Origin of the sequence: Kordia sp. (assembly GCF_022447245.1) — a bacterium.
Taxonomy (GTDB): domain Bacteria; phylum Bacteroidota; class Bacteroidia; order Flavobacteriales; family Flavobacteriaceae; genus Kordia.
Genome location: NZ_JAKVBC010000029.1, coordinates 24,738 through 47,228 on the forward strand (window position 1 = coordinate 24,738; position 22,491 = coordinate 47,228).

General features: G+C 33.2%; 17 protein-coding genes and 1 pseudogene. 12 read left to right on the plus strand and 6 right to left on the minus strand.

Annotated features, from left to right (window positions below; all coding sequences use genetic code 11):
- Window position 1: 1 nt before the first annotated feature.
- Entirely contained in the window at window positions 2-976 is a 975-nt protein-coding gene (locus MK119_RS17595; RefSeq protein ID WP_290681434.1) for a polyprenyl synthetase family protein, read from the minus strand.
- A gap of 130 nt (window positions 977-1,106) precedes the next feature.
- Here MK119_RS17595 and MK119_RS17600 point away from each other — a divergent pair, with 130 nt between their 5' ends.
- From MK119_RS17600 to MK119_RS17620, 5 genes and pseudogenes are all read left to right on the plus strand, one after another.
- Window positions 1,107-1,718 (plus strand): TetR/AcrR family transcriptional regulator, encoded by a 612-nt coding sequence (locus MK119_RS17600; protein ID WP_290681436.1) that lies wholly within the window; start codon window positions 1,107-1,109, stop codon window positions 1,716-1,718.
- 1 nt (window position 1,719) lies between these two features.
- On the plus strand, window positions 1,720-3,144 hold the full coding sequence (locus MK119_RS17605; RefSeq protein WP_290681438.1) for a TolC family protein: 1,425 nt from the start codon (window positions 1,720-1,722) through the stop codon (window positions 3,142-3,144).
- Window positions 3,145-3,186: 42 nt separating this feature from the next.
- Window positions 3,187-3,536, plus strand: a pseudogene (locus MK119_RS17610) (four helix bundle protein).
- A 58-nt stretch (window positions 3,537-3,594) separates the two neighbouring features.
- The gene (locus MK119_RS17615; protein WP_290681440.1) at window positions 3,595-4,767 is read left to right on the plus strand and encodes an efflux RND transporter periplasmic adaptor subunit; all 1,173 of its coding nucleotides are present in this window, start codon (window positions 3,595-3,597) and stop codon (window positions 4,765-4,767) included.
- 12 nt (window positions 4,768-4,779) lie between these two features.
- On the plus strand, window positions 4,780-8,319 hold the full coding sequence (locus MK119_RS17620) for an efflux RND transporter permease subunit (RefSeq protein WP_290681443.1): 3,540 nt from the start codon (window positions 4,780-4,782) through the stop codon (window positions 8,317-8,319).
- A 372-nt stretch (window positions 8,320-8,691) separates the two neighbouring features.
- On the opposite strand, the gene MK119_RS17625 is transcribed toward MK119_RS17620, so the two are convergent.
- From MK119_RS17625 to MK119_RS17640, 4 genes are all read right to left on the minus strand, one after another.
- Window positions 8,692-9,051, minus strand: coding sequence for a nicotinic acid mononucleotide adenyltransferase (locus MK119_RS17625; protein ID WP_290681446.1), 360 nt, complete (start codon window positions 9,049-9,051; stop codon window positions 8,692-8,694).
- Window positions 9,052-9,413: 362 nt separating this feature from the next.
- Window positions 9,414-12,404, minus strand: a complete 2,991-nt coding sequence (locus tag MK119_RS17630; RefSeq protein ID WP_290681448.1) for a TonB-dependent receptor — start codon at window positions 12,402-12,404, stop codon at window positions 9,414-9,416.
- 20 nt (window positions 12,405-12,424) lie between these two features.
- Complete coding sequence (locus tag MK119_RS17635; protein WP_290681450.1) at window positions 12,425-13,426, minus strand: FecR family protein; 1,002 nt, start codon at window positions 13,424-13,426, stop codon at window positions 12,425-12,427.
- A 66-nt stretch (window positions 13,427-13,492) separates the two neighbouring features.
- Window positions 13,493-14,062, minus strand: coding sequence for a sigma-70 family RNA polymerase sigma factor (locus MK119_RS17640; protein ID WP_290681453.1), 570 nt, complete (start codon window positions 14,060-14,062; stop codon window positions 13,493-13,495).
- Window positions 14,063-14,383: 321 nt separating this feature from the next.
- Here MK119_RS17640 and aspS point away from each other — a divergent pair, with 321 nt between their 5' ends.
- On the plus strand, window positions 14,384-16,132 hold the full coding sequence (gene aspS / locus MK119_RS17645; RefSeq protein WP_290681455.1) for an aspartate--tRNA ligase: 1,749 nt from the start codon (window positions 14,384-14,386) through the stop codon (window positions 16,130-16,132).
- A gap of 132 nt (window positions 16,133-16,264) precedes the next feature.
- Here the strand turns inward: aspS and MK119_RS17650 are convergent, their stop codons facing one another.
- Window positions 16,265-17,353: a T9SS type A sorting domain-containing protein gene (locus MK119_RS17650; protein WP_290681457.1), complete on the minus strand. Its 1,089-nt coding sequence runs from the start codon at window positions 17,351-17,353 to the stop codon at window positions 16,265-16,267.
- A 366-nt stretch (window positions 17,354-17,719) separates the two neighbouring features.
- Here MK119_RS17650 and MK119_RS17655 point away from each other — a divergent pair, with 366 nt between their 5' ends.
- From MK119_RS17655 to MK119_RS17680, 6 genes are all read left to right on the plus strand, one after another.
- Window positions 17,720-18,253, plus strand: coding sequence for a hypothetical protein (locus tag MK119_RS17655; protein WP_290681459.1), 534 nt, complete (start codon window positions 17,720-17,722; stop codon window positions 18,251-18,253).
- A complete protein-coding gene (locus MK119_RS17660) occupies window positions 18,225-19,169 on the plus strand; it encodes a tetratricopeptide repeat protein (protein ID WP_290681460.1) in 945 nt (314 codons plus the stop codon). Before MK119_RS17655 ends, MK119_RS17660 begins: the two co-directional genes overlap by 29 nt.
- A 131-nt stretch (window positions 19,170-19,300) precedes the next feature.
- The gene (locus MK119_RS17665; RefSeq protein ID WP_290681462.1) at window positions 19,301-19,813 is read left to right on the plus strand and encodes a hypothetical protein; all 513 of its coding nucleotides are present in this window, start codon (window positions 19,301-19,303) and stop codon (window positions 19,811-19,813) included.
- Window positions 19,814-19,924: 111 nt separating this feature from the next.
- Window positions 19,925-21,703 (plus strand): chloride channel protein, encoded by a 1,779-nt coding sequence (locus tag MK119_RS17670; RefSeq protein ID WP_290681465.1) that lies wholly within the window; start codon window positions 19,925-19,927, stop codon window positions 21,701-21,703.
- Window positions 21,704-21,713: 10 nt separating this feature from the next.
- On the plus strand, window positions 21,714-21,977 hold the full coding sequence (locus tag MK119_RS17675) for a hypothetical protein (RefSeq protein WP_290681468.1): 264 nt from the start codon (window positions 21,714-21,716) through the stop codon (window positions 21,975-21,977).
- A gap of 217 nt (window positions 21,978-22,194) precedes the next feature.
- Complete coding sequence (locus MK119_RS17680) at window positions 22,195-22,434, plus strand: hypothetical protein (protein WP_290681471.1); 240 nt, start codon at window positions 22,195-22,197, stop codon at window positions 22,432-22,434.
- Window positions 22,435-22,491 lie beyond the last annotated feature (57 nt).

Consider the following 22,491-nt stretch of genomic DNA (forward strand, 5'->3'; position numbering starts at 1 on the left):
ACTAAACCGTTCTATTCATCAATTGTTCGCCAAATACTTTTAATACTTGTTTTTCTTTGTCGCCAATGTTTATCGTATTCAATACCTGAAAAGCTTTCTGCGTATAGTCTGAAATAGCAGTTTTCATAATTTCTGGCACATTAGCTTCATTAAAAATTGTTTTTACTGTAGCAACTTTTTCATCTGTATTTGTAGGTTTCTCAGAAAACAACTGTATCAATTTTTCTTTATTTGTGTCCGAACTGTTTTCTAAGGCTTTTAAATATAAATACGTTTTTTTGTTTTCAATAATATCGCCACCAACTTGCTTTCCAAAGGTTTTTGGATCGCCATAAGCGTCTAAATAATCATCTTGTAATTGAAATGCTAATCCTAAGTAACGACCAAAATCATAGATGCTTTCTGCGTCTTTTTCACTTGTTCCCGCTACAATCGCGCCCATTTTCATGGCAGCACCAACCAAAACCGCTGTTTTATATTCAATCATTTTTAAATATTCAGGAATCGTAACATCATTTCTGGTTTCAAAGTCTACATCATATTGTTGTCCCTCACATACCTCAATTGCTGTTTTGCTAAACAATTCAGCTAAAGCTTTAAATGTATTTCCATCATAATTTTCAAACAGTTGATATGCAATAATCAACATGGCATCACCAGAAAGAATTCCCGTATTAAGGTCCCATTTTTCATGAACAGTTTCTTTTCCTCTGCGCAAAGGTGCATCATCCATAATATCATCATGCACTAAGGAGAAATTATGAAAAACCTCAACCGCAAGTGCTGCATCTAGTGCTTTTTTATGCGAGATTCCAAAAATTTCAGCAGTCATTAAAGTTAAAACAGGGCGCAAGCGTTTTCCTCCGAGTTGCAGAATGTATACAATAGGTTCGTACAAGTTTTTTGGTTCAGTTAAAACCACTTTTTCATCTAAATATTTTAAAAATGTTTCTCTGTACTGAGCAATATCAACCATGAATATAAAATTTTAACAAAAATACCATATTTCCTTTTCCTGCAAATTAAAATCAACTGTTAAATAATTGCAAAAACTTAGGAAACTTTTTTTGTTTTTAAAGTTTCCATATTACTTTTACACCCTACTTATGAAAGAAAAAATTACAATAACGGCAACAGAATTATTCTTAAACTTAGGGTTTAAGAGTGTAACTATGGACGATATTGCCAACGAAATGGGCATATCAAAAAAAACTATTTATACGCACTTTAATAATAAGACAGCGCTTGTTACAGAAGTGACTAGCTCTTTGTTTTGTGTTATTAGTGAAGGCATCGATTTAATTTGTGCAGCAGAAAAGAACTCTATTGAAGAGCTGTATGAGATTAAACGATTTGTCATGGAGCATTTAAAAAATGAAAAATCATCACCACAATATCAATTACAAAAATATTATCCAAAAATTTATGCAACATTAAAAAAGAAGCAATTTGATGTCATGCAAGATTGTGTAAAAGATAATTTAAATCGTGGCGTTAACTCTGGAATGTATAGAAATAATATTGATGTTGAGTTTGTAGCACGTATTTATTTTACAGGAGTTATTGGCATTAAGGACAATGAACTGTTTCCTGCCAAAATGTTCCCGATGCATAGCTTAATGGATCAATTTTTAGAACACCACTTGCGTGGAATTTGTACACCACAAGGATTAGAAACTTTACAAAAATTTATAACAACAACAAATCAATCATCATAACATGCGAAACAAACTAATATTTGTCTTTAGTTTATGTTTTCTGAGTTTGGGATTTTCTCAGAATCAAGATATACCAGAGAGTTTTTCTTTGGATGAAGCCATTGCTTTTGCACTCGAAAATAATAGAACTGCCAAAAATGCCGTTCGAGATATTGAAGCTGCAGAAAAGCAAAAATGGGAAACTACAGCAACTGGACTTCCACAAATTAATGGGTCCGTTAATTATCAAAACAATATAAAACAGCAGGTTTCATTACTTCCTGCTAGTGCTTTTGATCCGTTTAGTCAAATTAGACAATTGGAAGATTTTTACGATCTAAGTAGTTTACCTGTCCTCGACAATATTCCCGCTGCGCCAGCTTCAGACGATTTTATTCCAGTAATTTTTGGAACAAAGCAATCCGTAACTGCAAACATTACCTTGAATCAGTTGATTTTTGACGGTTCGTATTTGGTAGGATTGCAATCAGCAAAAGTATTTTTAGAAATTTCTCAAAATGCCAAAGAAAAAACAGATTTAGAAATCCGCAAAGCAGTTATTAACGCTTATGGAAACGTTTTACTTTCAGAAGAGAGTGTTTTAATCTTTGAGCGCAACAAAGCAACTCTTGAGAAGAACTTGAATGAAACAAGAAAAATCTACGAAAACGGACTTACAGAAGAAGAAGATGTAGAACAGTTAGAAATTACACTAGCAAGTATTGAAAGTAACTTGAGAAATGTAAAACGTTTACGGGATATGTCATATAAGATGCTCAATATTACGTTGGGAATCGATTTAAACAATGATACAAAATTGACGGATACTTTAGAAGCGTTAACACTTGAAAATATTACGCTTTCATTGTTAGCTGCAGATGACGACGTTACAAAAACAGTAGATTATAGAATTGCGGCAAACGATAGGCGATCAAAAGAATTGTTATTAAAGTTAGAGAAAAGTAAAGCGTTGCCTTCACTTTCAGGATTTGTAACTGCTGGATATAACGGAAATGCAAATTCATTTGACTTTTTCAAAAGAGAACAACAATGGTTTGGAACTGCTGCTTTTGGCGTAAGTTTAAATATTCCAATATTTAGTTCTTTACAAAGAAGCGCTGCTACACAACGTGCAAAAATCAATTTAGAAAAATCAGAAGATGATTTAACAGAAGTAGAGCAGCAACTCAGATTGCGAGTTTCTTCCGCTAAAAGTGATTATCAATTATCGATAGAAGAATATGAAACTTCGAAGAAAAATCTTAGGCTTTCTGAACGCATTGAAAAGAAAAACCAAGTAAAATTCTTTGAAGGTGTTGGTTCAAGTTTTGAATTGCGTCAAGCACAAACACAATTGTATACAGCACAACAAGAATATTTGCAAGCTATGGTCGATGTGATTAACAAAAAAGCAACGTTAGAAACTATTTTAAATCAAACGAATTAGCCTATTGAAATTGGGTTTAGGCATTTATAAGTTTAAATGTTTATGAAACAGTTCTCATTTGAAAAATTAAATGTTTGGCAGAAATCAAAAAGCCTATCAGCACGGCTGTATAAGATCACAGAAAGATTTCCTGAACGAGAACGCTTTGGACATATCAGTCAAATAAGAAGAGCTAGTATTTCTATTGCTTCTAACATAGCTGAAGGAACAACAAAGATAAAGCACGATTTACTGAAATCGCCTATGCATCTTTAATGGAATTATTAAGTCAAGTTATTATAGCTTATGACTTAAACTTCGTAACAAAAGATCAATACGAATTAAAAAGAAAAGATATGGAAGAAATTAGTAGAATGTTGAATGCCTTGTGCAAATCACAATTAAACTCATAAACTTCTAAACTGATTAAAGATAAAAACCAAAAAAGAACAACAAGAAAAATCAATCATAATGAAAAAAATAAATATCCTTTTGCTCCCATTAGTACTTGTACTAGCTTCTTGTGGCGGTGGAAAAGAGAAAGATGTTGATACATTAATCTCTGAAAAAAATGTAGATGCACTTACCAAAAAAGTAACTGCATTGAAAGCGGAAAAAAGTGAATTGGATGCTGAAATCAAACGATTATCTGATGCTATTGAAGAAATCAATCCAACAAAAAAGAAAACATACATTACCTTATTTTCTGCGAAAGACAGCATTTTCAATCACTATTTAGAGTTACAAGGAAATGTTGATACAAAAAAGAATATTGTAATCACTCCAGAAACAAACGGAATTCTAAAACAAGTTTTTGTAAAAGAAGGACAACGCGTTTCTAAAGGACAAATTTTAGCGAGAGTAGATGACAATGGATTAAGTCAGCAAGTTGCTCAATTACAAATTCAAGCAGACCTAGCGAAAACTACCTACGATCGTCAAAAAAGATTATGGGATCAAAAAATTGGTTCTGAAATCCAGTATTTGCAAGCAAAATCTGCTTACGAAGCACAACAAAAAGCTGTAGATCAACTAAAGACACAGTTAAGTAAAACTGCTGTAAAAGCTCCATTCTCAGGTGTAGTTGATGATGTAATAACTGAGCAAGGTTCGGTAGTAGCTGCTGGACAATCACCGTTGATTCGTATCGTAAATTTACGCGATATGTATATTGAAGCCGTAATTCCTGAAAAATACTTAACAAGTGTAACTAAAGGAAAAAAGGTAGAAATATATTTCCCAGTTTTAGGAAAAACATTTGATGCTAAAATTCGTCAAGCAGGAGATTTCATTGACCCAAACAATCGTACGTTTAAAGTAGAAATTGCCGTACCAAACAAAGATGGAAACATCAAACCTAACTTAACGGCTAAGCTTAAAATCAATGATTACACAAACCCTAAAGCCATCTTAATTCCACAAAGTATTATTTCGGAAAATGCAGAAGGAGAACAATATGTATACTTAGCAGATTCATTACAAGGAGAAACTGCCAAAGCTAAAAGAGCATATATCACAACTGGAAAAACTCAAGGTGATTTTATCGAAGTTTTAAAAGGATTAACTGATGGAGACGCCATTGTACAAGAAGGTGCGCGTAGTGTAAATGATGGTCAAGAAATAACTATTTTAACTAAAAAATAACCTATCAAACCAATGTCTGATAAAAAAATCAATAAAGAGTTTAAATTATCATCATGGGCCATAGATAATGCCACAATTATCTATATCGTCATGGGATTACTCTTAGTACTAGGGCTTTCAGCGTACTTTAGTATGCCTAGAGAGAACTTCCCTGAAATTAAAGAAACTAAGATTTACATTAGTACAGTATATCCAGGAAATACTGCGGAAGATATTGAAAAGCTAATTGTAGATCCACTCGAAGATCGCATCAAAAATGTAAGTAATGTGGTAGAAGTTACTTCTACATCACAAGAAGATTACGGAATTATTGTAGTTGAATTTGATGAAAGTCTTACGGTTGAAGCTGCTAAACAAAAGATTAAAGATGAAGTAGATGCAGAAAAAGGTAGAGAAGATTGGCCAATTTTTAATGATGCCAAAGTAGAACCAAATGTGTTTGACTTAAATATTTCGGAAGAAACACCTATTCTTAATATTAATATTTCGGGAGATTATACCGTAGAAAAATTAAAGGAATACGCAGAGTTTCTAGAAGACGAAATTGAAGATTTAAAAGAAATCAAACAAGTTGATATTCGTGGTGCACAAGAAAAAGAAGTAGAAGTTGCAGTTGATGTCTATAAAATGATGGCAGCGCAAGTAAACTTTGAAGATGTAAGAAGAGCTATTGCTGATGGCAATGTAACGATTTCTGCTGGTAATATGATTACTTCTGGACAAAGACGGACCATTCGAATTTTAGGTGAAATAGAAGATCCTAAAGAATTGAACGACTTTGTTGTAAAGTCATTAGACGGACCTGTATACTTACGTGATATTGCAACTGTTACATTTAAAGAAGAAGACAAAACTACCTATGCGCGTGAATTTGGAGAAAGCGTAGTGATGTTAGACGTGAAAAAGCGGGCAGGAAAAAACATGGTTGCTGCCGCAGAACAAATCAATGTGATTATTGATGAATTCAAAGAAGTTCATGAAGATTTGAAAGTAACTATCACCAATGATCAATCTGAAAAAACAATCAACCAAGTAAATGACTTGGTAAACAACATTATTTTCGGAATTATTCTGGTAGTATTTGTCCTAATGTTCTTCTTGGGGTTTAGAAATGCCTTATTCGTAGGACTGGCAATTCCGATGTCGATGTTTATGTCATTCATGATCCTAGATACACTTGGATACACCATGAATACGATGATTCTATTTGCCTTGATTATGGGATTAGGAATGTTGGTAGATAACGGAATTGTGGTAGTAGAAAACGTATACCGTTTGATGGATGAAGAAGGCATGTCGCGTATAGAAGCTGCCAAAAAAGGTATTGGTGAAATTGCTTTTCCAATTATCATCTCTACGGCAACTACAGTAGCAGCATTCGTACCACTTGGAATGTGGCCAGGTGTTATGGGGCAATTCATGATTTACTTCCCTATCACCTTATCCGTAGTATTAGGTTCTTCACTTTTCGTCGCGATTTTTATCAACTCCATGATGGTATCAAAATTCATGGAAGTAGGTGAACGTGAGCTTAAAATAAGACAATTAATCATTTTAACTGCTGTTTTAGTATTCTTAGGAGTTTTATGTTACCTCATTGGAGGAAGTGCTACAGGATTAGGAACACTATTCATCTTTACAGCATTGATGTTCTGGGCTTATAAGTTTCTTTTAAAGCCAATGGCACGTTATTTCCAAACAAAAATCTTAGCAGCATTGGAGAGAGCATACGAGCGTTTCTTAAGATTTGCCTTAACAGGATGGAAAGCTTATGCTTTTTCAATTGGAACCTTTGTACTATTACTAGCTACATTTATGATGTTCGGACAATCGATTGGAAGCAAACGTACCAAGGTAGAATTCTTCCCAGACAATAAACCATATCAAATTATTGTCTATATCGAATATCCTCAAGGAACAGCCATTGAAAAAACGAATGTAATCACCAAAGATATTGAACAACGTGTATATGCTGTATTGAATGATAATACATATATGGACGGAGACGAAAACTTCTTAGTAGAATCTGCGGTATCACAAGTTGGTGAAGGAGCTGGTAATCCACAAACAGATGGTGGTTCTTCTGCAGAAATGCCGCATAAAGGAAAAATTACGGCTTCTATGCGCGAATACAAATTCCGTAAAGGAGAAGACAGTGAAGTACTGCGTACGAAAGTAACAGAAGCTTTAAAAGGAATTTACCCAGGAGTTGCGATTTCTGTAGAAAAAGATGCCGTTGGTCCGCCGCCAGGATATCCAATTAATATTGAATTGGAAGGTACAGACTATACAAAATTGATTGCAGAAGCAGAAAATTTACGTGAACTTATCAATTCAAAAAATATTGCAGGAATTGAAGAGTTAAAAATTGATGTCAATAAAGGAAAACCTGCTATGCAAGTGGTTGTTGACAGACAAAAAGCAGGAGAATTAGGTGTTTCTGCTGGACAAGTTGGACAACAATTACGTAATTCATTATTTGGTGTAAAAGCGGCTGTATATAAGGAAGACGGTGAAGATTATGACATTAATCTACGTTTCAATCAAGACAATCGCTATAATACGAGCTCTTTATTCAATCAAAAGTTGATTATTAGAAACCAGATGGGACAGTTGAAAGAAATTCCTGTTTCTGCGGTAACCAAGCAACGAAACACATCTGGATTTAGCGCTATTAAACATAACGATTACAAACGTGTAGTAACCGTATATTCAGGATTAGCGCCAGGATACACAGATGCTGCCGCAATTGTAGATCAAATTAAAGCAGAAATCGGCGACAACTTCAAACCAGAAGGAATCAAAATTGATTATACTGGACAAATTGAAGAACAAAACAAACAAATGTCATTCTTAATGAGCGCTTTCTTTGCCGGTTTAGGATTGATTATGTTGATTTTGATCTTCCAATTTAGTTCTATATCGAAGCCAACTATCATTATGATTGCTATTTTCTTGAGTTTAATTGGAGTTTTTGGAGGAATTTTAATTACAGGTGCTCCATTTGTAATTATAATGACCATGTTGGGAATTATTTCACTTGCGGGAATTGTGGTAAACAATGGTGTAGTATTGCTTGATTATACACAATTGTTAATTGACAGGAAAAAACATGAATTAAATATTCCTGAAACTAGTTATTTACCTATTCCAGATGTATATGAAGCAATTGTGAGGGCTGGTAAAGCGCGTTTACGACCTGTATTATTAACAGCAATTACAACCGTATTAGGGTTAATTCCACTAGCAATAGGATTTAATATTGATTTCTTCTCACTATTTAGTGAGTTTGATCCAAAAATATATATCGGAGGAGATAATGTAATATTTTGGGGACCATTAGCATGGACAGTAATTTACGGATTAATCATTGCTACATTCTTAACATTGATCATTGTTCCAGTATTATTCTACCTCATCACAAAATTCAAATTCTGGATCTTTAAAAGCAAGCGCCCTAATCTTGAAATGAAAGATGTTCCATACCTTAACCAAGAAGGTGAAGATGATATTGATTTGAACGAAATTGATTTACCAATAGAAACGGTATAAGTATGCCAGAGACTACCTTAATTTTACATTAAAATTAAAGCAGTTTTTAACAACTGCTCGGAATAACATTTGAAGTTTTTAAATGTTATTCCGAGCGTTTTTTATGTAAAAGATATGAGTTAAAAACTCTAAGGAATTCAATTAAAATAGCTGTTTGGAATACTAAAAAATAAACTCTTGTCATTCTGAACGCAGTCGTGAAAAACAGGTAGTTTATTTTATTGCTTACATTGAATCTTGAAGCTATACTCGATTTTTGATGATACTTAACTGATGTCTGTAGAACGATCTATAATTTTAAAGAAATCTATCAAATAAAAAATCCCGAAATCTATAAATAGACTTCGGGATTTTTTTTAAGCTAAAACAAGCTTATTTATTTTTGGCTACAGTAGTAGTTTGTTTCCAAGTGTTAACATCTTTTATTCTACTTTGCTGGTAATCAACTTCACTTAATTGGTCTGTATTCCAAAAGAACCACTTTCCAACTTTTTGTCCTTTATCATAATTTCCAACGGCAGTTTTCTTTCCATTTACATCAAATGACCTCCATTCTCCTTGTAGTTTTCCGTCTAATGTAAAAAATCCAGTTTGCGCTACTACTCCATTATCATGATAATATGTAGCTTTTACCAAATCTCCTTCTTTCTCTAGCGTCGGTTTGTTATTGTTTTGTGCGAATGCGGTAAGTCCTGAAACTAGGAAAATTGCTATTAAAAGTAACTTTTTCATGTATATATATATTTTAAAATTTAAGGCTTCTGTTAATAATTATATTACAAAATTAACGATTTTTTTACTCTTAAACAACATTTACATAACATTAAATTAACATTGTGGCTACAAAAAACTGAATAACAAATAATTAAAAGAACACCTAATGTTAATAATAGCCTTAAAAAGCGGAAAATATTGATCCCATTTTGGTGTTAACATTACCGTAACATATGATATGAAATAGCGATGAAAGAAAGTAGAGAAGTTATGATTGACAACAGTTATTGGGATAAAACTTCAACTACTAAACACATACATAAAAAAAGGCGTTTCTACAATAGAAACACCTTTTTAAAATATGTGAATTATAATAATATTTATAGGTTGAAAGTCAATCCTGCACTTAAGGTCATACCATTAAACCCAAACTGATTTACTTCCCATGGATATCTGAAACGACCACCTAAGTCAGTTCCAAAATCTCCAAATGTATTAATTTCGTCAGGATACACATCTAACAAGTTGTTGATAGAAGCTTTTGCCGATATAAGCTTAGAAAACTCATACGATGCTGTAAGATCTGTAATAACCTTTCCTGCAAATGTTTGATCAAAAGCTGGGTTGCTTGGATGTTGCCAAGTCACTTTCCCAAAGTATGTATTATTTAATGCAATGAACCATTTTCCTAGTTCATACTCTAATCCTAACACACCTTTTAAGTTTGGACGTGCTGTAGTAATTCTTGATTGCTCTTCCCTGTTAAAGATATCAGTATATCCTGCATTTAAGATTTTTTCAGGCACAGAAATTGTTCCATCAATATCCGTCTTATTCCAGTTGAAAGCTCCATTTACAGCTAATTTTCCTTTTCCTAACTCAATACCTCTATAATTTGCCACTAAGTCAATTCCTTGTGTTTTCGTATCAACTGCATTCACAAAGAATGTAATGTTTCCAATACTATTATTTATTAATACTTGCTCTACTGCATTGGTTGTAGTATCATCTCCATCAAACCCTAATGGATTTGTGAATAATACTCTGTCATCAACTCTGATATTGTAGTAGTCTAAAGAAACTGTAAACTGTGGTGTAAATTTATACGTAAATCCAGCAGCTATATTAAATGACTCTTCCGCATCTAATTGTGGTACCCCTAACCCCGCTATTGGATCAATAATAATTGGGTCTGAATTATTAAAAGTTCCTTGCTGGCCAATAGTTCCATCTGCCAATTGTAATGTTTGAATGTTACTCAAATAAATTTGGTGTAATGATGGTGCTCTAAATCCTGTATTTACAGAAGCTCTAATAGCTCCTTTCTTTTCAGGAAGTAAATATCTAGCATTGATCTTCCAAGAAACATTATCTCCAAAATCACTATAATCTTCATAACGAACAGCTCCACCAACCAGTAATTGTTCTGAAGCATCCCAATCTATTCCTCCATATACACCCACGTTAGAACGCTTTTCACGTAACGCATTTTCTGGACGTAATCCTGGGAAAGATTGTGCTCCTCCATTGATATAAGAAGCTTGTTCTCCTGCTTTAGTAACAAATTGTTCGCTACGTATTTCAGATCCTAATGAAATAGAAACATCACCAAAACTTTTTGAAATATCTAAGTTTCCAATATCATTCTTAAAGCTATATCCTCCTGGGTTAAATTCTGTTGGGCTATTAGCTCCTAAACTAGGATTGATGGTATTTCCAATCGTATAATCTACAGCATTTCTTCCGAATGTATAACTCAAATCAAATTTCCATCCGTTAAACATTTCCCAACGGTTTCCTACAGAAAACGTATTGTCTCTAATATCTGTTTCAAAGGTTGGCTGAAAACCATTATAAGGCTGTCCTGGAGGCGTTAATAAACCAAAGTCGTCTGTAATCCAGTATGGTGCTCTGTATAATGCAAAACTTTTTCCGTTACGTTGTTGTAAACTTCCAAAAAGGTAAAACTCAGCTTTCCCTTCGTTATAAGGCAATCCACTGTTAAATGACAATCCAAACTTATCATACTCAGGTTGTCCTACAATCATTCCCAAATCAGGGTTTGCTTGAATCCAAGGATTTGTTCCATCTAATAAGCTAGAATCTCCAAAAATATTTCCGAATAGTAAATCATTTCCTGGCTCTCCTGCTCTATTGGTGTAATCTTGATGGTAGAATTCTGCTGTAGCATTAAAATAACCACCTTCTCCAAAAGTAAATCCAGTATTAATGTCAGCATTATATCTAAATCCGTCACCTTCTGAAGTAACTCCAGATCCTAAATTAATCGTTGTTTGTTTTGGCTTTTCTTTTAAAATAATATTGATTACACCTGCAATAGCGTCAGAACCGTATTGTGCAGAAGCTCCATCTCTTAAAACTTCTACTCTTTCAATAGCAGAAGCAGGAATACTTTTCATATCTACACCAACTTCACCACGTCCTGGAGTTTCGTTTACGTATACCAATGCGCTTTGATTCTTTCTTTTTCCATTAATAAGTACCAATGTTCTACTTGGTCCTAAATTACGAAGTTCAGAAGGATCAAAATGTGCTGTTGCATCCGAAATTGTTTGATTGGTAGAGTTATACGATGGTACGCGGTAACTTAACATTTTATCAACCTCTGGTTGTGCACTAATTGCTAATTCTTTAGCACCAATATTATCAATAGGTACTGGAGACTCTAAAACAGTTCTAGGCTTTGCTCTGTTACCAACCAAAACAATTTTATCTAAAGCAACTCCTGATTTTAAAGCAACATTAACAGAACTACTTGAAGAACTTACTTCTACCTCTTGTGATTCAAAACCTGTTGAAGAAATAACAAGTGTAATTGGTAATTGAGCTACATCAAGTATGAATTTCCCATCAAAATCAGTAACTGTTCCTTGCGATGTTCCTTTCACAGAAACATTAGCACCTGGCAATGGAGTTCCTGTATCAGCATCAGTAATAGTTCCTTTAATGGTATTTTGTAGCTTTATATCTTTTACTGCCAAACCTGAGTTTACTCCTTTTGGATCAAGATTACTAGCAATCGCTTTAGCTCTATTGTTTTTCTTGTTATAAATTACATAATATTTATCACCAAGATGTTCAAACACAAAGCGTGTAGTTTGCTCTAATTTTGTAATGACTCTACTTAGGTTTTTGTAATTATAATCTTTAGGATTTAGTTTCGTATCCACTACATCTTTTGCATTATAAGAAAAGAACACTGCATGTTCATTACTTAGTTTGTCTAAAAATTTTGGAAGGGAAATATAATCTCCGGTATCCAATTCTGAATTGCTCGCTTCAATTACTTGTGTAGCCCCAAAAAACAAGGCAATGACAAGTAACAAACTTACGGTCGATTTTTTAATCATAATATTTACATTTACTTTGGTTAGTTAGTTGGTTTATATATTAATAGTTTCTCTTTACTTTTCTCAATTTTAACATCTGTTATTTTCTCTATAGCTTTCAAACATATTTCTAAATTTTCATTTGGTATACCACCTGATATTTCAGAATATTTTAAACTATCGTTATCAAATTCAACAGATAATCCGTAGGTATTTTCTATATGCTTCATTACAGACTCTAAGGTTTTTTTGTTAAAAACATACGTCTTAGGTTTCCATATAGCATAAGTATTATTCTTTTCTATTTTTTTACAGGAAATTGTCTCTTTATTAGAAGACACTGAAACGATCTCTCCAGGCTTCATAATCTTCTGTTTACCATCGTTAAAGACTAGGTTAATAGAACCTTCGTCAAGAATAACATCTGTTTTTTCTAGTCTACTATTTACATTAAATTCGGTTCCATATACTTCTACGGTAAGATCATTAGTATTCACCCAAAATTTGGCTTTTGTAGATGGTATCGATTTTACTTTAAAATATGCTTCTCCATTCAACGTTACATTTCTTGGTTCATCCTTATGATAACTCAACTCTGAATTTCCATTTAACGTAACCAATGTTCCATCCTGTAATTTAATATTAGCAACTTCACCAAATCCAGTTTTATAATTTATTTCACCAGAAACAGCAAAGAAATTTAGTAGCGAGAAGAAAATAATAAGCCCTACAGCAGCAATTGACAATGCATATCTAGTATATAACATAAGTTTAGCAGACTTTTTCATTGTCGGTTTTGTTGATATACTGTCCAATACACTTTGTAGAGACTCATTAATTTCCGTGGTATCTACACTATTTTTCTTAAAAGATATACCTAAGATCATGGCTTTCGCCGTGTACACTTCGTCAATATGTTCTGGATGTTTTTTTATCCAATCTTTCCAAAAAGCAACATCATTTTGGTTACTTTCATGTACCCAATTTTTAAATGAGTCATCATTTAAAAGATCCTCTAAATGTATGTTAGGTTTTTGATTCATTAACCTTAAAAGTTTGGCTGTTTATTAATATGGAGACAAAAGCTTTCTTTTTATACCCTTTATTTTTCAATATTTTTTTAAAATATTTGAAATGATCTCATTTTCAGAGGCATTTCTTATTTTTTTGAATGCCTTTTGAATCGTATTTAGCACACTTTGATAAGAAATATTCATTATTGAAGAAATTTCGGAAACCTTCAATTCACTGTAGTACTTTAGGTAAATAGCTTCGCGCTCTCTAGGGGATAAATTGTTTAAGATATTCGTTAACGTATCAGACTTGATAGCTGATATCTCTTGTCGTATTGCAATTTCTTCAGGAGAAAATTCAAAATTAGAAAAAAAGGCGCTTTCTACACCTACAAAACGACGCTCATTTTTAAGCTTTTTCAATAAGGTTCTTCTAAAAGACACAAATAAATATCCTTTAATTGATTTTACTTCTTTGATAGAATCTCTATGTGTGTATAGATAAATAAAAAAATCTTGAAGACAATCTTTCGTTAAGGAAGAACATTTGGAAAACTTCAAACCATAATTGTATAACTCACTGTAATTCATTTTAAAAATTACAGAAAACGCATTTTTGTCTCCCGATAAAAAAGAATACCATAAAGTGTTTTCTGAATTATCCATTCCCAAATAATTATCTGATAAGATGTTACTAATTTATTAAAATAAATTTTAACATTTTATTTTAGGTAATTTAGGATATTTAAAAAAGATGTTTTTGTGGGGGAAATTATATATTTCTGCTGCTTTTTTACATTTTTTGAAAACGCTAATTTACAAAAAGTATTTTTTTCATATTAAGAATCCAAAAATCGGAAAAGAATTATTCATAAAATATATAAATTCGTCGGTTTCTTTCAGTTCTTAAATTTCCAAAATATTTCTATTCCAAGACATATCATCCACTAAAAACCATTAAATTTGCGCTTTTAAAATCGCATACACATGTACAGATCACATAGTTGTGGTGAGTTAAGAGCATCACACGTTACACAAGAAGTTACCTTAGCAGGTTGGGTACAAAAGTCTAGAGATAAAGGATTTATGATTTGGGTCGATCTTCGTGACCGTTACGGAATTACACAATTAATTTTTGATGAAGAACGCACACCTGCCAACGTTTTTGAAACAGCAAAAACACTTGGAAGAGAGTTTGTGATTCAGGTAAAAGGTGAGGTGATTGAACGTGAAGCTAAAAATTCAAAAATACCAACTGGAGATATTGAAATTTTAGTGAAAGAATTGACAGTATTAAATGCTTCACTATTGCCGCCTTTTACAATTGAAGATGATACAGACGGCGGAGAAGATATCCGAATGAAATATCGTTACTTAGATATTCGAAGAAACCCTGTAAAAGACAGTTTAATCTTCCGTCATAAAGTAACTATGGAAGTTCGTAAGTATTTGTCTTCACAAGAATTTATTGAAGTAGAAACTCCGTATTTAATTAAGTCTACGCCAGAAGGTGCACGTGATTTTGTGGTTCCATCTCGTATGAATGAAGGGCAATTTTACGCCTTACCACAATCGCCACAAACCTTCAAGCAATTATTGATGGTAGGCGGAATGGATAAGTATTTCCAGATTGTAAAGTGTTTCCGTGATGAAGATTTACGTGCCGACAGACAACCAGAGTTCACACAGATTGACTGTGAAATGGCATTTGTAGAGCAAGAAGATATTTTAAATATTTTTGAAGGCTTAACACGTCACTTATTAAAAGAAATCAAAGGAATTGATGTTGAAAAATTCCCAAGAATGACGTTTGATCACGCGATGAAAACCTACGGAAATGACAAGCCAGATATTCGTTTCGGAATGGAATTCGGTGAGTTGAATGATGTAGCACAACATAAAGATTTTAAAGTATTCAACTCGGCAGAATTGATTGTTGGAATTGCCGTACCAGGAGCCGCTAGTTATACACGTAAACAAATCGATAAACTGATTGATTGGGTAAAACGTCCACAAGTTGGTGCGTTAGGAATGGTATATGTAAAATGCAATGAAGATGGAACGTTTAAATCATCTGTAGATAAATTCTACGATCAGGAAGATTTAGCAAAATGGGCAGAAGCTACAGGAGCAAAACCAGGTGATTTAATCTGTGTTTTATCTGGTAATACGAATAAAGTTCGTGCACAATTAAGTGCCTTACGTATGGAAATGGCAGAACGATTAAATCTGCGTAATCCAGAAGAATTTGCACCACTTTGGGTCATTGATTTCCCATTATTAGAACTTGACGAAGAAACAGGACACTATCACGCAATGCACCATCCATTTACATCTCCAAAACCAGGACAATTAGAATTATTGAACACAACACCAGGCGATGTAAAAGCAAATGCATATGACTTGGTATTAAACGGAAATGAAATTGGTGGAGGATCTATTCGTATCCACGATAAAGAAATTCAAGCCATCATGTTCAAACATTTAGGATTTACTGAAGAAGAAGCAAAAGCACAGTTTGGTTTCCTAATGGATGCTTTCCAATATGGAGCGCCACCACACGGAGGATTGGCTTTCGGATTGGATAGATTGGTTGCTATTTTAGGTGGACAAGAAACAATCCGTGACTTTATTGCCTTCCCTAAAAACAATTCGGGTCGTGATGTCATGATTGATGCACCAGCAACAATTGATGATGAACAACTAAAAGAACTGAGTATACAACTTAATTTATAAAATACTTCATCAAATATATGACTAAAAAAAGCCTGCTAATGCAGGCTTTTTTAATAGTAAATTAGGGGAGAAACCAATACAATTTCACTTTCTTGCAGAAATACTTTCAATTCATCTTTTGAATTGAAAAATTTATTTTTTTATTACTTTCTTTACGAGTGTTCCAGCCTCTGATTGTACTTTTATAAGATACGTTCCAGCTTGTAACTGCTCCATGTTAATTTCTATACTTTTTGTATTTTGTATTGAGCTTGTTGTATACGTTGATAATTTTTGACCTAATAAAGAAAATACTTCAACTTCTGTAATTGACACATTAGAAGTTAATTGAACATTTCTACCTGTTGGGTTGGGTGTCAGGGTAAAGTCAACAGCTCCTTTACTGAATGTAGGCGTATTGAGTACATTTGCATTTCTCATAATTTTTGTGTCTCCACCTACAGTTCCTGTGGTAATGTATAGATCTGAACCATTCTTTCTAAGAACTTCTGGCGCAGTAACCGTATACGCAACGGTAGAAGAACTTACAGGAAAAGAACCTGTAAGATCGAATAACAAAATTTGATTGTTATTTCGATCAGATAGATATAAATCTGTACCATCTATTTCTATCCCGATAGGATTTGCAACAGTTCCATCTGCAGTTACCTGCTCCGGAGTTGGAATGACATCATCCAAATTAATACGCTTTACATTACTATTAAATAAATCATTATAATACAATAGGTTTCCTGTACCTGCAAAATTGTATGCGGTCTGATTAACTAAAAGCTCAGTAGAAGTAACAGGAAATGAACCACTCAAATCAGCTTTTATAATATCCCCAAAACCATAATTGGCAATATAGATATTGTTTCCATACACATACAAATCAGTTGGAACTGCCAAGTTTGAAGTAATCAGTGTTGCTGCTCCACCAGTAACCAAATTGTATCGATACAGCTCAGTACTCGTTGTGTAGTATAAAAAATCACCATCTACAGTCATAGAAGATATGCTGGTTTCGTTTACAACTGATGTAGCATTTACAGGTAAACTAGAGAGATCTCCACTGTAAACTGCACTATTGGGCGTGTCAAGATCACTAAAGATAATATCAGTGCCTCTGAATTCTATAGATAATATAGCGGCATATTCGCCTGTAACATCTACAAATTGTGCATTCACAGTTGGTAGCAACAATATATTGCATAATAGAAGAAATAAATATTTTTGCATCATTTTGGGGTATTTGAGATTTAAAGAGTGTAAAATTAAGATAATATTTAACTATTCATAAGTTATTTGTTAATAAAATGAGTAAAATCAAATAATTTGTGATTAAAATAATTATTATTGCGTATATTGTTATATTTAAAACAATTTGTGTTTAAAACAAGAGGATGTTTACAAAGGAATAACCTCAAGTTGGTGAATACTAAAATCCAAATTAGTATCCCTTTTTTAGATAAAAAGTGTGTGGTAATTCAATGTGAAAATATATGAAATAGACAAGCTAAAAGAGAATAAAAATGAAAAAATACCCATAAATTTACCAAATAGAGTTTCATTTTTTTATTAATTTTTAAATTTATGAGAATTCATAAAATGCTTAGAAAGTTCAGTGGGGTTTCAGTGATAATAACCATCACCCTTGCTTGTGTTAAAGTTCCGAAAGAAGAAACATTTTTACCATCAAAAAATGCCTTTACCGCAGATGCAGAACATATTGATCCAGCTACTGCGTTATTAAGTGACGGATTTGAAACCTGTAATGAATTAATTTTTCAATATTACAATCCCAAACCGGCTCGTTATAGCAGTGGTAAAAATGGGCTTCGCAAGTTTATTATGTCTAAGTATGTGAACAAAAACTATCCTGATTCTGGCTATCTTAATATCCGCTTTGTGATTAATTGTCACGGAAAACCTGGTCGGTATGTGATTCACGAAAATGATTTAGACTTATCGCCAACCAGCTTTACTAAAGAGCTTACTGAACAACTTGTTACACTCACCACACAACTGCAAGAATGGGAACCCAATCTCTTTACGACAGATAGTACAAGTAGTTATGTGGATTCATATATGTATATCTCATACCGAATAGAACATGGAAATATTACAGAAATTCTTCCCTAGTGTTATTATTGTCATACTGCTTTCTTCTTGTGAAGAAAAAGTTGACTTAAAAAAACGTTCTATGGAATGTTTTAAACACGGTTTGTATTATTATCAAGGAACACAAGAAAGCATCAATGCGTTTGCCAAAGCAATAGAACTCGATCCTACACATGCAGAATCTTGGCGTGAATTGTCAATTCCTTTTTTAAAAAGAGGCATGCCACATTTATGGAAAAAGTATATTGACAAAGCTGTGGAACTCGACCCAATTGCTTGGCAAGGTTATCGCGGTTATAATTATTTGTGGTTTTACCGTGATTATAAAAAGGCCATTGCCGATTTTGACGCTACCGATACATTAACACCAAAATTTATTGATGCTCCGCAAGGTCATAGTGTAAATTATTGGCGTGGAATTGCGTATTTAGGCTTAAAAGATTATAAAAATTGTATTGCTTATTTTGACCTACATATTCAAATCGAAATTGATGAACTTGGTGAAGATTGGGTTGAACTTGAAGCCTTTTTATATCGCGGAATTGCACATTATGAAATAGAAAAAGACAAGGAATACCTCAGTAAAACTAATCAATCTAAGTATGAACTTGCATTAAAAGACTTCAACACTATATTAAAATACTTTCCAAATTTTGCCGATGCCAAATATTATAAAGCATTGATCCTATTTGACGAATGTGAATCCTTACAACTCAGAATCAACTTTGAGCAACAGACACGAAGCAGTAATCACTTAGCAAAAATTCTTATCGCTCAAAGGCAAAAGAAGCAACAAAAAGCTTTAAAAATCATTGAAGACGCTATTGACAATTTTAAGAACGGATATTCAAATCAACGTCCATACGTAGAAACAATGCGACAATTATATTTGGAAGATTATGTAGGTCTAAAAGCAATGTTAGAAGCCATGAAATAAACAGAAAATTCCATTAAAAAAATGGTGATCAAAGTTCATTTAAAAAATAAGAGTGCATAAAATTGTATTGAATATATTATTTTTGTTGCACTAATATCTTATATAAAAACTTAACCAATAACAATTTACAAATGAATAGATTTACAAAAACAGGAATTTTAGTAGCATTAATTTTTAGCGCCCTTAGCATTCAAAGCTGTAAAAACGATGAAGCAGAGAAACTTCATAAAGAACTGGCTGCTGCACATAAAAAAATGGACTCTATCCATAGCATTATGGTAAACGAACATACAAAGTTTGAAACGATGCATGCTGAATGGAAAAGGAAACACAAATCTGTAACGGATACTATTCCGGGAGAAGATGTCCACAAAGCTTTTGAAAGTAAGCATCAAAAAATTGTTACAAAACACGCTGCTATCATGAAAAAACATCATGAAATTATAGACGCTCACAAAGCAATTGAAGAAGCACATACTAAAGGAGAGAAAACAGTTGAGGAAATCAAGAAAGAACACGAAAAGTTATCAGCTGACCACAAGCGTATGGAAGAAGAGCATCAAAAAATGATAAAAGAACACGATGCCATGAAAGCTGAGCACGAGAAAATGAACAAAGATCACAGCGAAACAACAGAAAAATAATTCTGATCGCCAAAATAATTAGAAAATGAGCAGGTTCTCCTTGCTCATTTTTTTTATAGTATATCGTATCTTTACTAATACAACCTGAGCTGCAGACATCAATTCCTAAATATGCCTTCGCAAAAAAAATCACGCTTTACACGCTTTTTGATTTGGAGATACAAACATATTTCCAACAAAAACTTTGTATTTATCTTAAGCGTGTTGGTTGGGTTGAGTTCTGGCTTAGTAGCAGTTACTATAAAAAACATCACATTTTCCATTCAGGCATTATTGGAAAATGGAATCATTTTTTCTAAAAATCAACTGTACTTTATTTTACCAATTCTTGGATTGTTTTTAGTGTATGTTTTGTTGCGATATGTGTTTAAAAAAGAAACAGAACACGCCATCTCCTCTATTCTATATGCGTTGTCAAAACGCACGGGAATCATGGAAAATTATAAAATGTATGTTCCACTTGTTACAGCACCATTAACGGTTGGTTTTGGAGGTTCTGTAGGATTGTTAGGTCCTGCAGTGGCTTCTGGCGCTGCGATTAGCTCCAATATTAGTAAGCTGTTTCATATTAATAGTAAAACAAGAATATTACTCATTAGTTGCGCTGCCGCCGGCGCCATTTCATCTATTTTTAAATCGCCCATTGCGGCCATCATATTTTCCATAGAAGTATTTAGTCTCGATTTAACCTTAACTTCATTAATTCCATTATTATTGGCTTCGGTCTCGGCAGTCGTAACTTCGTATTTTTTCTTGGGTAACGAAAACTTATTCAACTTTACCTTATCAGAACAATTTCAATTGGGTGACATTCCTTTTTATATTGCTCTTGGTGTGGGAACTGCCTTTGCGTCTATCTATTTTACCAAAATGCACTTTGGAATTACGAAGGTTTTTGAACGTTTTAAACAGAAAAAACACAAGCTTATTTTTGGTGGATTAACCATTGGTGTAATGCTTTATTTTATTCCACCATTATATGGAGAAGGTTTTGGATTTATTACCAATTTGTTAGATGGAAATCATATAGAAGCACTCGGCACAACACCTTTAGACAATTACACGGATAATATTTGGGTTGTAATTCTATTGTTGATCGGAATTACCATTTTTAAAGCCATTGCCATGACCACAACTTTTGCAGCTGGTGGAGCTGGTGGAATTTTTATTCCAACAATGGTGATGGGAAGTGCGCTAGGAAATGTAGTGTCAAAAGTTATCAATCAGTTTGGATTTACGGTTTCAGAATCTAATTTCACCTTAGTCGGAATGGCAGGATTAATTGCAGGTGTACTACATGCTCCATTAACCGCCATTTTCTTAATTGCTGAAATTACTGGCGGCTACGATTTGTTTATTCCACTAATGTTGACGTGTGCTATTTCGTTTTTGATCACAAAAAATCTACTGAATTATACCATTTACACACGCGAATTGGCTGCTACTGGCGATTTATTAACCCATAACAAAGATGAAACTGTATTAACTTTGATGGCGCTTGATAGTGTTATTGAGAAAAACTTTAGTGTGATTCAACCACAAATGACTTTAGGAACCATGTTGCATGAAGCTGTGACAAAATCGAGTCGTAATTTATTTCCTGTGGTAGATGATGATGAAAATTTAGTGGGAATTATCTTGTTGGATGATATCCGCGAGTTTATGTTTGATACTTCTTTGTATGATACACTTTTTGTAGATGATATTATGCATCACGCGCCCGACTATATTATTTATGAAAAAGATAATATGAAAACCGTGATGAAAAAGTTTCAAGATAGCAGTGCTTGGAATTTGCCTGTTTTAAAAGATGAAAAATATTATGGATTCGTCTCAAAATCCAAATTGTTGACAGCGTATCGCAGAAAGTTGATTACTTTTACACGGTAATTATAAGATTATGCTTTTAGAAGAAAAAACACTCTATCCTAAAAAATACAAAACCTTTTTTTGGCTATTTTTGTGTCTAATATTTACGGTAGGAGGAGTTTTTATGATTAACGATGAAAGTCCTTTAGGTTGGTTAGTTTCTGCCTTTTTTGGTTTAGGAGTTATAGTCTTTTCCATCTCGCTTTTGTCCAATGCAGCATATCTCAAATTAGATAATGAAGGTTTTGAGGCTTGTACAATGTTTAAAAAAATAAATATCGATGGCAAGATGTAGTTTTTTTTACGGTTGGAAAAATTCATGCCAATAAAATGGTAATGTTTAATTACTCACAAAAAAATCAGAACCATAAAACAATTAGGAAAATTAATGTTACAATTGCTGGTTCAGAAGCTGCTTTGCCAGACACTTATGGACTAAAAGCAAAAGACCTTGCACACTTAATGAATGAATACAAACATAAATATTCAACAAATTAGTCACGAACAAACAAATGAAATACATTCTTATCATACTCATCATAGCACTAGTAGGAGTCGGAGTTTTTGCCTACAATTATGAATTTGCCGAAGAAGACTACGATCAAAAAGTCATTGGTATTTGTATTTTGATCTTTTCTTTTATTTGGATGCCACTTTTTATTTACCATCGCTATAAAGGAAGAAAAAAGGAAGATTTTATACTTTCCAATGAGAAATTGAAGGAAATGAACGATTATGGTCGAAAAGAATAACATAAAAAAACACACTTTATTTGTCAAGGTTGTGCTCGAAAAATGTTAACTTAGGTT